The sequence below is a fragment of the Pseudomonas sp. NyZ201 genome, assembly GCF_049860765.1.
Taxonomy (GTDB): domain Bacteria; phylum Pseudomonadota; class Gammaproteobacteria; order Pseudomonadales; family Pseudomonadaceae; genus Aquipseudomonas; species Aquipseudomonas bharatica.
In genome coordinates this window covers 4,501,562-4,514,159 of record NZ_CP187557.1, presented here as the reverse complement: position 1 = coordinate 4,514,159, position 12,598 = coordinate 4,501,562, and the positions used below count along the sequence as shown (strand labels likewise).

Here is a 12,598-nt window from a genome sequence, read left to right as displayed (position 1 = left end):
GTCAGATCCCCAGTTCCTGGCGCTGCCGGCGCAGGTGCGCGGGCATTTCCTTGTAGACGTCCTCGAACATCGAGGCCGGGCTCGGCATCTGGCCGCCGGCCAGGGTGCCGTACTGCTCGGCTTCCTTCTGCGCGGCGATGATTTCCGCGTCCAGCTCGGCACTGACCTGCTGGTGCTCTTCTTCGGACCAATGGCCGTTGGCGATCAGGTGCTGTTTCAGGCGCACGATCGGATCGCCCAGGGGGAAGTGAATCCAGTCGTCGGCGGGGCGGTATTTCGAGGGATCGTCGGACGTGGAGTGTGGGCCGGCGCGGTAGGTGACCCACTCGATCAGCGTCGGGCCGAAGCCGCGGCGGGCGCGTTCGGCGGCCCAGCGCGAGGCGGCGTACACCGCGACGAAGTCGTTGCCGTCCACCCGCAGCGAGGCGATTCCGCAGCCCACGCCACGGCCGGCGAAAGTGGTGGCTTCGCCACCGGCGATGGCCTGGAAGGTGGAGATGGCCCACTGGTTGTTGACCACGTTGAGGATCACCGGGGCGCGGTAGACGTGGGCGAAGGTCAGGGCGGTATGGAAATCGGATTCGGCGGTAGCACCGTCGCCGATCCAGGCCGAGGCGATCTTGGTATCGCCCTTGATCGCCGAGGCCATGGCCCAGCCGACCGCCTGGACGAACTGGGTGGCAAGGTTGCCGCTGATGGTGAAGAAGCCGGCCTCGCGCACCGAGTACATGATGGGCAACTGGCGACCCTTGAGCGGATCGCGCTCGTTGGACAGCAACTGGCAGATCATCTCGGTCAGCGACACTTCCCGGGCCATCAGGATGCTCTGCTGGCGATAGGTCGGGAAGCACATGTCGCTGCGGTTCAGGGCCAGGGCCTGGGCACTGCCGATGGCTTCCTCGCCCAGGCTCTGCATGTAGAAGGACATTTTCTTCTGGCGCTGGGCGACCACCATGCGGCTGTCGAACTGGCGGGTCTTCATCATTGCCCGCATGCCCTGGCGCAGGACCTGCGGGTCGATGCCCTCGGCCCAGGGGCCTACGGCATTGCCTTCGGCGTCGAGAACGCGGATCAGGCTGTAGGCCAGGTCCGAGGTATCGGCAGGTTCGACGTCGATGGCGGGTTTGCGGACTTGCCCTGCGTCATTCAGGCGCAGGTAGGAGAAATCGGTCTGGCAGCCTGGCCGGCCGGTGGGCTCGGGCACATGCAAACGCAGGGGGGCGTACTCGTTCATGCTTTTTACGCTCGCTCTGTCTTGTGTTTTTGTTGAGCTTTGACGCAGTAGCTACTGGGACCCGGCTTGTGACCGGGAAGTCAGTCTTGTCTTAATGATATTCCGGCCCCGGAAGAATATTTTTCTGATGTTCGTTGCCTTTGTTCGAGCGGACGGATAAATATTCTGCAAAAGAACAAAAGGCGGGAAGATTTATCTCATGCGCAAACTGGATCGCACTGACATCGGCATTCTTAACAGCCTTCAGGAAAACGCGCGGGTCACCAACGCCGAACTGGCGCGTTCGGTGAACCTGTCGCCGACGCCCTGCTTCAACCGGGTCAAGGCGCTGGAGGAATGCGGCGTGATCCGCCAGCAGGTGACCTTGCTGGCGCCGGAGGTACTGGGGCTGGACGTCAACGTGTTCATTCACGTCAGTCTGGAGAAGCAAGTGGAGCAGTCGCTGCATCGCTTCGAGGAAGAAATCGCCGAACGGCCCGAGGTAATGGAGTGCTACCTGATGACCGGGGACCCGGATTATCTGCTGCGGGTGTTGTTGCCGAGCATCCAGGCGCTGGAGCGGTTTCTCGATTACCTGACGCGGTTGCCGGGGGTGGCGAATATTCGTTCGAGCTTTGCCTTGAAACAGGTCAGGTACAAGACGGCGCTGCCGTTGCCGGCCAATGGGTTGACCCTGCGAGAGCCACGCTAGAAAGAGCACCGCCTATCCTGTGGGAGCGGGTTCACCCGCGATGACGATGGTGAATTCACCGACGTAATCGCGGGTGAACCCGCTCCCACAGGGTCCGCGTCCTATCAACAGGGTGTAGAAAATCACGATCAATCGCCGCCATCACCGCTTGATATTTTGAACAGCCCCTGAGTATGTTGTCCGGGTCGCCGTTTCCGGCATGCGAAAACAACAAGGACAGAGTCATGACGACCAATGTTCAGCGTTCCCTGGAAGAGCGCTTGACGGGCATTGATGAAATCGAATGCGTTACGCCGGATCTCAACGGCGTGCCGCGCGGCAAGGTGATGACGGCCGAGGGCTTCCTCGAAGGCCGACGCCTGCAACTGGCGCGAGGCGTGCTGTTGCAATGCATCATGGGCGGCTACCCGCCGGCGCGCTTCTATGGCGGCGACGATGGCGACCTGGCGCTGGTCGCCGATCCGGCGCAGATCCACCGCCTGCCCTGGAGCGCCGAACCCCGCGCCCTGGCCATCTGCGGTGCCGACGAATTGAGCGGCGAACGTTCCGGCCTGTCCACCCGCGGCCTGCTCAAGACAGTGATCGCCCGCTATGCCGCACGCGGCCTGGCGCCGGTGGTGGCGACCGAGCTGGAGTTCTTCGTTTTCGCGCCCAACACCGACCCGACCCGGCCATTCCAGCCTCCGCTGGGCCTGGACGGGCGCCGCGAAGATGGCCATTCGGCGTTCAGCGTCAGTTCCAACAACGGCCTGCGCCCGTTCTTCCAGGAGGTGTACCGCTGCATGGCCGCGCTCGGGCTGCCGCGCGATACCTTCATGCACGAGATGGGTGTCAGCCAGTTCGAGATCAACCTGCTGCATGGCGATCCGCTGCTGCTGGCCGACCAGACCTTCCTGTTCAAGCACCTGCTCAAGGAGGTCGCGCTCAAGCATGGCCTGACCGTGGTGTGCATGGCCAAGCCGCTGGCACATACCCCGGGCAGCTCGATGCACATTCACCAGAGCGTGGTGGAGATTGGCAGCGGCCGGAACGTTTTCAGCGATGCCGGCGGCAAGCCCACCGATACCTTCCTGCATTTCATCGGTGGCCAGCAGGCGTGCATGGCCGACTTCACCGCACTGTTCGCCCCGAACGTCAACTCCTACCAGCGCCTGTGCCATCCCTACGCATCGCCGAACAACGCCTGCTGGTCCGAGGACAATCGCGCCGCCGGCCTGCGCATTCCGGCCAGTTCACCCGTGGCCCGGCGTGTGGAAAACCGCTTGCCGGGGGCCGATGCCAACCCCTACCTGGCCATCGCCGCCAGCCTCGCCGCCGGCCTGCATGGCATCGAGAACGGCCTGCAACCGGCCCCGGCGATCCAGGGTGAGTTCGCGGTGCCGGATCACCTGTCGCTGCCGTGCACGCTGCATGCGGCGCTGGATCGCCTCAAGCGCAGCAGCCTGGCGCGTGAGCTGTTCGGCGAGGAGTTCATCGCCGGTTATATCGCCACCAAGACCCAGGAGCTGACCAGCTTCTTCGACGAGATCACCCCTTGGGAGCGGCGCGTGCTGGCGGCCCAGGCCTGACCGGCAATCCACGGAATAGAAGGCCGATTACGCGGGTTCCTGGCGTAATCGGCCTTTTGTTTTTTTCGCCGGTGCCGGCCGCGCGGCGGGAATAATCACTTATGCTTTCACGCAGTTTTTCCACCAGCCCAAGAGGTCGTTCGGGACGCTGATGCGCACTATCTGGAAGTCTTTTCGCGCGTTGTACTTCGCTGCTCTGATGATGTTGATCGGCTCCGGCCTGCTGAGCACCTACCTTGCCCTGCGCCTTAGCGCCGACCAGGTCGACAGCCTGTGGGTCGGTGCCCTGATGGCTGCCAACTATTTCGGCCTTGCCCTGGGTGGCAAGATCGGTCACCGCCTGATCGCCCGGGTCGGGCATATCCGCGCCTATGCCACCTGCGCCGGGATCGTCGGTGCCGCGGTACTGGGCCATGGCCTGGTCAGCTTCCTGCCGGCGTGGCTGTTCCTGCGGGTCATCGTCGGCCTCGGGATGATGTGCCAGTACATGGTCATCGAGAGCTGGCTCAACGAGCAGGCCGATGCCAAGCATCGTGGCGCGGTGTTCAGCGGCTACATGATCGCCTCCTACCTGGGCCTGGTCCTGGGCCAGTTGATCCTCGTGGTCCATCCGCAACTGGGCCCCGAGCTGCTGATGCTGGTGGCGATGTGCTTTGCCCTGTGCCTGGTGCCGGTGGCCCTGACCCGGCGCATCCACCCGGCGCCGCTGCGGCCGGCTCCGATGGAGCCGCGTTTCTTTATCAAGCGGGTGCCGCAGTCGTTGAGCACGGTGCTGGGCTCGGGGCTGATCGTCGGTTCGTTCTATGGCCTGGCACCGCTCTATGCCTCGAAGCAGGGCCTGAGTACCGAGCAGGTGGGTATCTTCATGGGCGTGTGCATCTTCGCCGGCCTGCTGGTGCAGTGGCCGCTGGGCTGGTTGTCGGACCGCTACGACCGTGCCGTGCTGATCCGCAGCGTGGCCATCGGCCTGGCGATCGCCTCGCTGCCGTTGGCGATCCTGCCCGGGGTGCCGATGGCGGTGCTGTTCGCGGCCGGCTTCCTGGTCTCGCTGCTGCAGTTCTGCCTGTACCCGCTGGCCGTGGCGTTCTCCAACGACCACGTGGAAAGCGAGCGGCGGGTCTCGCTGACGGCGATGCTGCTGGTCACCTATGGCGTCGGCGCGAGTATCGGGCCACTGGCGGCAGGGGTGCTGATGAAGGCCTTTGGCGACCAGATGCTCTATGCCTTCTTCACCTTCTTCGCTCTGGTGCTGGTCTGGCGCATTCGTCCCGATGCGGTCACCGGGTTGCACCAGGTGGAAGATGCGCCGTTGTCCCACGTGGCCATGCCGGCAGCCAGCTCGCCCCTGGCCGCTGCCCTCGACCCGCGGGTCAACGAGCAGGTGGTCCAGGAGCAGATGCAGACGCCGGTAGCGGCCGAGGATACCGAAGCCGAGGACGAGGCGGGGGAGGTCAAGGACGGGCAGGTGGTCGAGGAACCGGCCAAGCCGCTTTGAAACGAAACGGGGACCGCATGCGGTCCCCGTTTTCCTGTCAGTAGTCGTCTTTGTCGAAGCGTCGCGCTTCGCGCTGCAATTGATAGACGAAACTCTCGATCTTGCGCTGCATCTGCCCGGTCAGGTTATGGAAGCGCACGCCGGCGAAGGTGGCGTTCAGGCGCTCCTCGAAATGCAGATGGCGCAGTTCCACCGACATCTGGGTCAGGCTCAGGGGCCCGCTGGCGGCGAACTTGTCGTAGACCTGGCCCAGTTGCAGGCGCTCTTCGATATTGCCTTCGAAGCGCAGCTTGCAGCCGGTGGCAGAGATGTCCAGAAGCTTGCCGCGGATGGCACCCACGCCCTTGAGCTTGTCGCCGTCAAGGACGATGTCGACCAGTTGCGAGAGCTTGAGGGCGGCACGGAAGGCATTGCGGCGCTGATGGTAGGTCACTTCCTCGGGCAGGGTGCCGCGGTAGCAGCGCACGTCGCCGGAAGAGTCGATGGTCAGTGGCTGGTTGCATTCCCAGGCGATCCGCACGCCGTCATGGAAACCTTCGACCCGAAAGGGCTCGCCGTTTTCCAGGAAGCGCTCGCCGTCGCGGGGGATCATTTCATCCAGGGCCAGGACGTTGTTGTCACGGTCGACCTCGACCACGTAGCTCTGGAAACGCTGGCTGCGCTCATGGAAGGTAATGATCAGCGGATCATGGCTCTCTTGCAGCATCCGCAGGTTGGCGGCAATTTCCAAAGGCGTGTTGAACACCTTCGGAGGCTGCGGAGCTTCTACGTCATTGAACACGGTTGATGAATCTCCAGGCAAAAACGACACACGCACAAGGCATTTTGCCAGTATGCGCTATGGCTTGATAGAGGGTCACGCCTGGCTGAGCGCACGAGGCTTGGCAAGCGGCGAGGTCGAGCCCCGGCTGTCGTATAGCGAAGGGGCTTCGCCGCCCATGAGGATTCTGATCTGGTTGGCCGTGGTGGCCTGCTGAAGCGTGATGGATTCGCCGTTGCGCTCGTTGACCGTCTTGCACTCGTTGAGCAGGTTGCCCAGTACGTCGAGTTGCTGGAGCAATTGCGGGCCAAGGTGCGACTGGCTGGCCAGGGCCTCGACGCCGGCGCGATCCGGGGTCAGGCCGAGGCTTGCGAGCAGCTCGCTGCGCCGACGACCGTGCTGATCGAGCAGGACTACCAGCGACTGCTTGTAGGCCAGGATATCTTCCAGTGCCGGCATGTCACGGCCGTGCAGGGCGACGTATTCGTCCCGCAGCAGCTGCAGCAGTTGCTCGGCCGGGCCGATATCTTCTTCGATCAGTTGCAGCAGGGTCGTATCGTGCATGGCTGGCTCTTGGTCTTGGCGTCCTTGAAGTCAGCGCGCCGAGGGCTAGCGCTGGGCTTCGAAATTGAGCAGTTTGCTGGCCACGCGGTTGGCGTCGACCTGGTAGCTACCGTCGGCGATGGCCTGTTTCAACGCGGCCACGCGGTCGCTGTTGACGATGGGCTGGTCGCGCAGCTTGTCGCTGACCTGTTGCAACTGCTGGGCCTCATGGCTGAGGTGTACGGTCTCCCCGCTCTGTGCGGTAACGGCTGCCGCGTCGGACTGGCCTGCGCGATTGCTGGCGGCGCTTTCCTGGCTGGTGCCGGTGCGCAGGCCGCCCGTCACTGACGGGGAGTTATTCAAACGACTGAAGTCGATGACCATGATCAGAAAACCTCTCGGAAATAGGACGCTTGCCCTTTTTTCGGCCGACCCGAAAAAAACTTTAGGCACGAATTGACAGGCATTCGTGACAAGGTCGTCATTCCGTAATACGCACAGTCTAGAAAATGCGCTTCCTGATCGCCAGCGCTGATTCGTCGCGCGGTGGCCTGTGTCACAAGGTCACATCGAAACCTCCACCTCGCCGGGACCGGTTACCCTGGCCTTGACCACCCGCTTGGAGTTGAGGTTGCGTACCCGTATCTGCTCGCTCATCCCGCCCTTGCTCAGCGCTTCGCCGGGCATGCGCACGGCCAGCGTGCCACTGCGGGCGACGATGACCACATGATCACCTTTGCGGATCACCTCGGCCTGTTCCAGATGAACGGGGGTGATGACCTGGTCGATGACCATTGGTCGGACGACTTTCTGTCCTATGGCCTGGTCGAGGCTGGCGAGGAAGCCCTGGCCCAGCAGGCCGACGTCGCGTTCGCGCAGGGTCACGTCCTGTTCCTGGACCACGGCGTCACGCTTGAGTGGCCGGCTGACCACCACGACATCGCGGAACAGCTTGACCTGGGCCGGCACGAATACCGTCCACGGCGAACTGCCATCACAGCGCACCCGCACGGTCACCCGGCCCAGTGGCTGGGCCGGGCTTTCCAGGCTGGCGCCGAGCTGCTCGCTGCACAGCGGCATGCGCAGCCGCGGGTCGAGGTTGTTCACCTGGATCTCGTAGCGGCCTTCGGTCTGGCTCTTTTGCAAATAGTCTTCTACGGAAAACTCAAGAAACCCCTGGGTGACACCGATAAGCACTTCAGGCAAGGTGAAAGTGTCAGCCAGAGTTCGAGCGCCGGGAGTCAACAGGCACAGCGCAGCAAGGAAGCCGGGCAGATGGCGGTGCAGGCGTCGGAAAAATGTCGTTTTCGTATTCATGAAAGTAGAAAAGCAAGGCGCGTGCCTATCTGCGCGCTGCCCTAATGCTTCGTTTGAGGAGTCTGGCATGGCTGGTGTAATGGATTCGGTGAACCAGCGCACGCAACTGGTAGGACAGAATCGTCTCGAACTGCTGCTGTTCCGCCTGCGCGGCGAGCAGTTGTACGGGATCAACGTGTTCAAGGTACGGGAAGTGCTGCAATGCCCGAGCCTGACACTTCTGCCCAAGGCCAGTCGGGTCGTGCGCGGTGTCGCGAATATTCGTGGGGCGACCATCCCGATCCTGGATCTGGCGATGGCGACGGGTCTGCCTCCCCTGGAGAACCAGGACCCGAGCAAGAGCTTCGTCATCATTACCGAGTACAACACCAAGACCCAGGGCTTCCTGGTGCACTCGGTAGAGCGCATCGTCAACATGAACTGGGAAGAGATCCACCCGCCACCCAAGGGCACCGGGCGCGATCACTACCTTACGGCGGTGACCCGGGTCGACAACAAGATGGTCGAGATCATCGACGTCGAGAAGATCCTCGCCGAGGTGGCGCCTGCCTCCGAGTCGGTGTCCACCGGCGTGGTCAATGCCGAGGTGCACAGCAAGGCCGTTTCGCTGCGGGTGCTGACCGTGGACGACTCGTCGGTGGCGCGCAAGCAGGTCAGTCGCTGCCTGCAGACGGTCGGTGTGGAGGTGGTCGCGCTGAATGACGGACGCCAGGCACTGGAGTACCTGAAGAAACTGGTCGACGAGGGCAAGCGCCCGGAAGAGGAGTTCCTGATGATGATCTCCGACATCGAGATGCCGGAGATGGACGGTTACACGCTGACCGCGGAGATCCGCAACGATCCGCGCATGCAAAACCTGCACATCATCCTGCATACTTCGCTGTCCGGGGTATTCAACCAGGCCATGGTGAAGAAGGTCGGCGCCGACGACTTCCTCGCCAAGTTCCGTCCGGACGACCTGGCCCAGCGGGTGGTCGACCGGATCAATGCCACACACTAATTGCCGGGGGCGCAGGCCCCTGGCGTTGTACACGATTTAAGAGGCGGCACCATTGTCTACGGGTAATTTGGATTTCGAACAGTTCCGGGTCTTCCTGGAAAAAGCCTGTGGCATCCTGCTGGGCGAAAATAAGCAGTACCTGGTTTCCAGCCGTCTCAACAAGCTGATGGAGCAGCAAGGCATCAAGACGCTGACCGAGCTGGTGCAGCGCATCCAGAGCCAGCCGCGCAGCGGCTTGCGCGAGCAGGTGGTCGACGCCATGACCACCAACGAAACCCTCTGGTTCCGCGATACCTATCCCTTCGAAGTGTTGAAGAACAAGGTATTGCCGGAGATGCTGCGCAACAGCCCCGGGCAGCGCCTGCGCATCTGGTCGGCGGCCTGTTCGTCCGGGCAGGAGCCCTACTCGATTTCCATGACCCTCGACGAGTTCGAGCGGACCAACGTCGGCCAGTTGAAGATGGGCGCGCAGATCGTGGCGACCGATCTCTCCGGCGCGATGCTGGCTAACTGCAAGACCGGCGAATACGACAGCCTGGCGATCGCCCGCGGCCTGTCCCAGGAGCGCCTGCAGCGCTACTTCGATCCGAAGGGGCCGGGGCGCTGGGCAATCAAGGCGCCGATCCGCAGCCGTGTGGAGTTCCGCTCGTTCAACCTGCTGGACAGCTACGCCGCGCTGGGCAAGTTCGATATCGTGTTCTGCCGCAACGTCCTGATCTACTTCTCGGCGCAGGTGAAGAAGGACATCCTCACCCGCATCCATGCCACGCTGAAGCCGGGTGGTTACCTGTTCCTCGGGGCGTCCGAGGCACTCAATGGCCTGCCGGATCTGTACCAGATGGTGCAGTGCAGCCCGGGGATCATCTACCAGGCCAAGTAACGCCACGGGCCCCGTGGGAGCGGGTTCACCCGCGATTACGTCAGCGAGCACACCACCGTAATCGCGGGTGAACCCGCTCCCACAAGGTCCGGTGGATCCAGTGGGATCGGTGTTTTAGCCCAAGAAAAAGCCCCCGGCCTCACGACCGGGGGCTTTTCATTTCAGGCGATCAGAAGTCGTACCGCACCTTGGCGCTGAACACATCGGCATCGAAGCCCGATTTGCCGATGTAGTCGTAGTTCACGCCCAGGGTCACTGCGCCCAGCTTGTAGTCAGTACCGATACCGGCTTCGTAGCTGTTGCGCACGGCCTTGGCGCCGCTGGTGACGAACGGGGTGCTGCCGAGCAGGAAGGTCGAGGTGCTGCTGGCCTCGTCGGCGGCGAAGTCGTGGTAGGCCATCAGCCTGACCTGCGGCTCCAGGGTGCCGGCGCCGAGGTTGAAGCTGCCGGCAACACGCACACCGGCGCCCAGCTCGATGGCTTCGTAGCGCTGGTCCTCGACTTTCAATGCGGCCGACGAACCCTTCTCGCGGTAGCCATCGATGTTCACCTGGCTGTAGCGCGCCGCCAGCCGTGGCTCGACCAGCATTTGCGGGTTGATCTTCCAAGTGTAGCCGCCGACCAGGTTCAGGCCGAGCAGGTCGCTGTCGTAGCTGGCCTTGGCCTGGGTGCCGGCGATCCGGCGCTTGCTGTCGTTGTCGTTGACGCCGTAGGTCAGGCTGCCGTCGAGGAAGTAGTTGCCCAGCTCATAGCCGCCGTAGAAGGTGAAGGCGTGGCTGTCGACTTCGGTCTTGTTGCCGCTTTTGCCGTTCACGTCGGTGTTGATGAAGCTGTAGGCCAGGCCCAGGGTTAGTTGGTCGTTCAGCTTGCCGTCGGCACCTACGGCGACACCGCGGCTGTAGGCGTTGTAGCCGGCCACGCCGTCGCGCAGGTCCTGGGTGGCGTCGCTGTAGAGGCTCTGCACCCACACGCCGGCTTCCTTGAAGGCATCGCCCGACGATGCGCCGCGCAGGCTGCTGGTGCGGCTGCCGGTGACGTTGCTGACCAGGTTCTGGCTGGTGGTGGCTGCCTGGGTGGCGCCGCCGTTGGTTTCCGGAGTCAGCTGCTCGGCGATGCGGGCCAGGTCGGCTTCGCTGGTGTTGAGCAGGGTTTGCAGGAAGGGATCGTTGGGGTTCTGCTCGCGGATACGGTTGATCACGCCATCGTTGACCAGGCTGCCGATGGCCTTCTGGCCGTTGGCGGAGCCGCCGTTGCCGACGACGATTTCCTCGACTTGCTCCTGGCCCTTGGCGGTCACGGTGGCGACCAGGGTGTTGTCTTCAAGCGTGTAGCTGTCGATGTTGAGCAGGGCGGAGGAGCTCGTCAGGTTCAGCTTGCCGTTCGGGTCGATATTCTCGCCGCTGGCGTCCAACACCTGGAATTCGCCTGCCTGGATCAGTTTGTACCGGGTGCCGTTGGCAGAGAAGTCGCTGCCTTGGGCGGCCAGCTTGATCTGTGCGTCCTGGCCGAACTGGGCGATGCCGGTGACGCTCAGGACTGCGCTGTCCGGGTTGGTATCGCGGTACAGGTTCAAACCCAGGGCCGAGTTGCTGGCAACGTAGAGGTTGCCTTCCACACTGGTGTGCTTGCCCAGCAGGTTCAACTGCGCAGGCGCTTTGTCGGAAACGCTGCCCACATCCAGCCAGTCGAAATTGGCATCCTTCAGGCGGATGTTGTAGCCGTCTTCATCAGTGTTGGTGCCGGTGAAATCGACATTGCCGGTGACGTAGATGTCGGCGAGGTCGATCAGGTTGCCGGTGACCTGGCTGCCGTCTTGCAGTTCGAGGTACACGTCGTTGCCGAAAACGAAGCGTGAGGCGCTGGCGTCCACCGCCTCCTCGCCGGCAATCAGTTTGCCGCTGTTGACGATGCGCAGCGGCGAGTATTGGCGAGCTTCGCTGTCGATGTCATAGGCATTGACATAAATGGCCGAATCCTGGGCCTGGATGGTGCCGGTATTGACGATGTGAGGGCCATCGCTGGTGAAACTGGCCGCTTCGATGCGGATGCCGGTAGCGTCCTCGCCGTTGGCAATGATAATGCCGTGGTTTTCGATGCCGCCCAGGTCGGTACGGTCATAGAGCGGGCCATTGAAACCGCCGGCGATTTCCAGGCCGACAGCATCTTCTCCGGTGGCTTCGATCCGGCCCTGGTTGATGACCTTGCCGAAGATCCGTCCGCCGGTGAGGTAGATGCCAGTGGCGTCCTCGCCGCTGACGATGATCCTGCCGCTGGCAGCATTGACCAGGTCACCCACGATGTAGGTGGAGCCGCTGACATCGATACCGGTGGCAATATCGACCGCGTCGCCGTCTTGCAGCGGTTCGCCCTTGGCTGACAGCAAGCCTTCGTTGATGACGCTGCCGCCGATGACCGCCGGGTCGATGCGCAAGGCATTGGCGCCGCCGCCGACCGCGCTGATGCTGCCCTTGTGGATCAGGTTGCCGTCGATACGGTTGTTGATCCAGGCCGTCGGGGTTTCGTAGGCGTCCATGTCCACGCCGCCGGCGAAGTCGCCGGTGCTGTTGATGGTGGCGTTGAGGATCAGGTCCTGTTGCAGATGGCTGCCATTGAATTCGATCGGGTCGTTTTCGCCGGCGGTGCCGCTGTAGCTCCCGGTAATTTCCAGGGAATCGGCATAGGTCTGGTTTTCGCTCTTGAAACCGCTATTGGTCAGTTGCACGGTCTGGGCGTGGGCCGGCAGGGCAGTGGTGGCCACCGCCAGGGCGAGCAGGGTCTTGCGGAAAAGCATCGAAGCCACGGTTCAGTCCTTAAACGTGTTTGAAATCTCGGTGCGCTCCTTGCACGGCGACTGGCAGATCGGATTGATGGCTAACTGCCATGCAATGGGCGGCGGCATGTTAAAGGACCTGAGGTCAAAATGACATCATTTTGGCGCCGGATTCCCGTGGCCGATTGCCGCTTTTTTCTGCCGCCAGCGGCAGGCAGCGGAAGCCGGTTGCCGCTTTTCTGGCATTGCCGCCTCCGGCAAAACCGCAAAGACCCCGGTTTCATTGGGGTTTCGCCTGTTGGCATGGGACTTGCTCTCTCATCGCCAACGAACCATCCGG

11 protein-coding genes are annotated in these 12,598 nt (G+C 62.8%); 5 read left to right on the top strand and 6 right to left on the bottom strand.

Annotation, left to right across the window (positions count from 1 at the left end):
* Position 1 precedes the first annotated feature (1 nt).
* Entirely contained in the window at positions 2-1,234 is a 1,233-nt protein-coding gene (locus ACPFMA_RS20030; RefSeq protein WP_064302490.1) for a 3-methyl-2-oxobutanoate dehydrogenase (2-methylpropanoyl-transferring) subunit alpha, read from the bottom strand.
* 199 nt (positions 1,235-1,433) lie between these two features.
* On the opposite strand from ACPFMA_RS20030, the gene bkdR reads away from it, so the two are divergent.
* The 3 genes from bkdR (at position 1,434) to ACPFMA_RS20015 (ending at position 4,988) form a co-directional block, all read left to right on the top strand.
* Positions 1,434-1,925 carry a Bkd operon transcriptional regulator BkdR gene (gene bkdR / locus ACPFMA_RS20025; RefSeq protein ID WP_420058662.1) on the top strand — a complete coding sequence of 164 codons (492 nt, stop codon included), beginning with the start codon at positions 1,434-1,436 and terminating at the stop codon, positions 1,923-1,925.
* Positions 1,926-2,251: 326 nt separating this feature from the next.
* Positions 2,252-3,493, top strand: coding sequence for a glutamine synthetase family protein (locus tag ACPFMA_RS20020; protein ID WP_425930613.1), 1,242 nt, complete (start codon positions 2,252-2,254; stop codon positions 3,491-3,493).
* Between the two features lie 151 nt (positions 3,494-3,644).
* A complete protein-coding gene (locus ACPFMA_RS20015) occupies positions 3,645-4,988 on the top strand; it encodes an MFS transporter (RefSeq protein WP_064302492.1) in 1,344 nt (447 codons plus the stop codon).
* Positions 4,989-5,025: 37 nt separating this feature from the next.
* Here the strand turns inward: ACPFMA_RS20015 and ACPFMA_RS20010 are convergent, their stop codons facing one another.
* The 4 genes from ACPFMA_RS20010 to flgA form a co-directional block, all read right to left on the bottom strand.
* Entirely contained in the window at positions 5,026-5,769 is a 744-nt protein-coding gene (locus ACPFMA_RS20010) for a flagellar brake protein (RefSeq protein ID WP_009402952.1), read from the bottom strand.
* Positions 5,770-5,844: 75 nt separating this feature from the next.
* Complete coding sequence (locus ACPFMA_RS20005) at positions 5,845-6,312, bottom strand: flagella synthesis protein FlgN (RefSeq protein ID WP_425928526.1); 468 nt, start codon at positions 6,310-6,312, stop codon at positions 5,845-5,847.
* 45 nt (positions 6,313-6,357) lie between these two features.
* Positions 6,358-6,675, bottom strand: a complete 318-nt coding sequence (gene flgM / locus ACPFMA_RS20000) for a flagellar biosynthesis anti-sigma factor FlgM (RefSeq protein WP_009402949.1) — start codon at positions 6,673-6,675, stop codon at positions 6,358-6,360.
* A 180-nt stretch (positions 6,676-6,855) separates the two neighbouring features.
* Positions 6,856-7,608 (bottom strand): flagellar basal body P-ring formation chaperone FlgA, encoded by a 753-nt coding sequence (gene flgA, locus ACPFMA_RS19995; protein ID WP_064302495.1) that lies wholly within the window; start codon positions 7,606-7,608, stop codon positions 6,856-6,858.
* A gap of 67 nt (positions 7,609-7,675) precedes the next feature.
* Here flgA and ACPFMA_RS19990 point away from each other — a divergent pair, with 67 nt between their 5' ends.
* Positions 7,676-8,608 (top strand): chemotaxis protein CheV, encoded by a 933-nt coding sequence (locus ACPFMA_RS19990; RefSeq protein ID WP_009402947.1) that lies wholly within the window; start codon positions 7,676-7,678, stop codon positions 8,606-8,608.
* Between the two features lie 52 nt (positions 8,609-8,660).
* Positions 8,661-9,488, top strand: coding sequence for a protein-glutamate O-methyltransferase CheR (gene cheR, locus ACPFMA_RS19985; protein WP_009402946.1), 828 nt, complete (start codon positions 8,661-8,663; stop codon positions 9,486-9,488).
* 169 nt (positions 9,489-9,657) lie between these two features.
* On the opposite strand, the gene ACPFMA_RS19980 is transcribed toward cheR, so the two are convergent.
* Positions 9,658-12,279: an autotransporter outer membrane beta-barrel domain-containing protein gene (locus ACPFMA_RS19980; protein WP_425930612.1), complete on the bottom strand. Its 2,622-nt coding sequence runs from the start codon at positions 12,277-12,279 to the stop codon at positions 9,658-9,660.
* Between the last annotated feature and the right edge of the window lie 319 nt (positions 12,280-12,598).

Coding starts and splice junctions, on each gene's coding strand:
- ACPFMA_RS20030 (WP_064302490.1), bottom strand. CDS start 1,234: ATGAACGAGTACGCCCCCCTGCGTTTGCATGTGCCCGAGCCCACCGGC.
- ACPFMA_RS19980 (WP_425930612.1), bottom strand. CDS start 12,279: ATGCTTTTCCGCAAGACCCTGCTCGCCCTGGCGGTGGCCACCACTGCC.
- flgM (WP_009402949.1), bottom strand. CDS start 6,675: ATGGTCATCGACTTCAGTCGTTTGAATAACTCCCCGTCAGTGACGGGC.
- ACPFMA_RS19990 (WP_009402947.1), top strand. CDS start 7,676: ATGGCTGGTGTAATGGATTCGGTGAACCAGCGCACGCAACTGGTAGGA.
- bkdR (WP_420058662.1), top strand. CDS start 1,434: ATGCGCAAACTGGATCGCACTGACATCGGCATTCTTAACAGCCTTCAG.
- flgA (WP_064302495.1), bottom strand. CDS start 7,608: ATGAATACGAAAACGACATTTTTCCGACGCCTGCACCGCCATCTGCCC.
- ACPFMA_RS20020 (WP_425930613.1), top strand. CDS start 2,252: ATGACGGCCGAGGGCTTCCTCGAAGGCCGACGCCTGCAACTGGCGCGA.
- ACPFMA_RS20015 (WP_064302492.1), top strand. CDS start 3,645: ATGCGCACTATCTGGAAGTCTTTTCGCGCGTTGTACTTCGCTGCTCTG.
- ACPFMA_RS20005 (WP_425928526.1), bottom strand. CDS start 6,312: ATGCACGATACGACCCTGCTGCAACTGATCGAAGAAGATATCGGCCCG.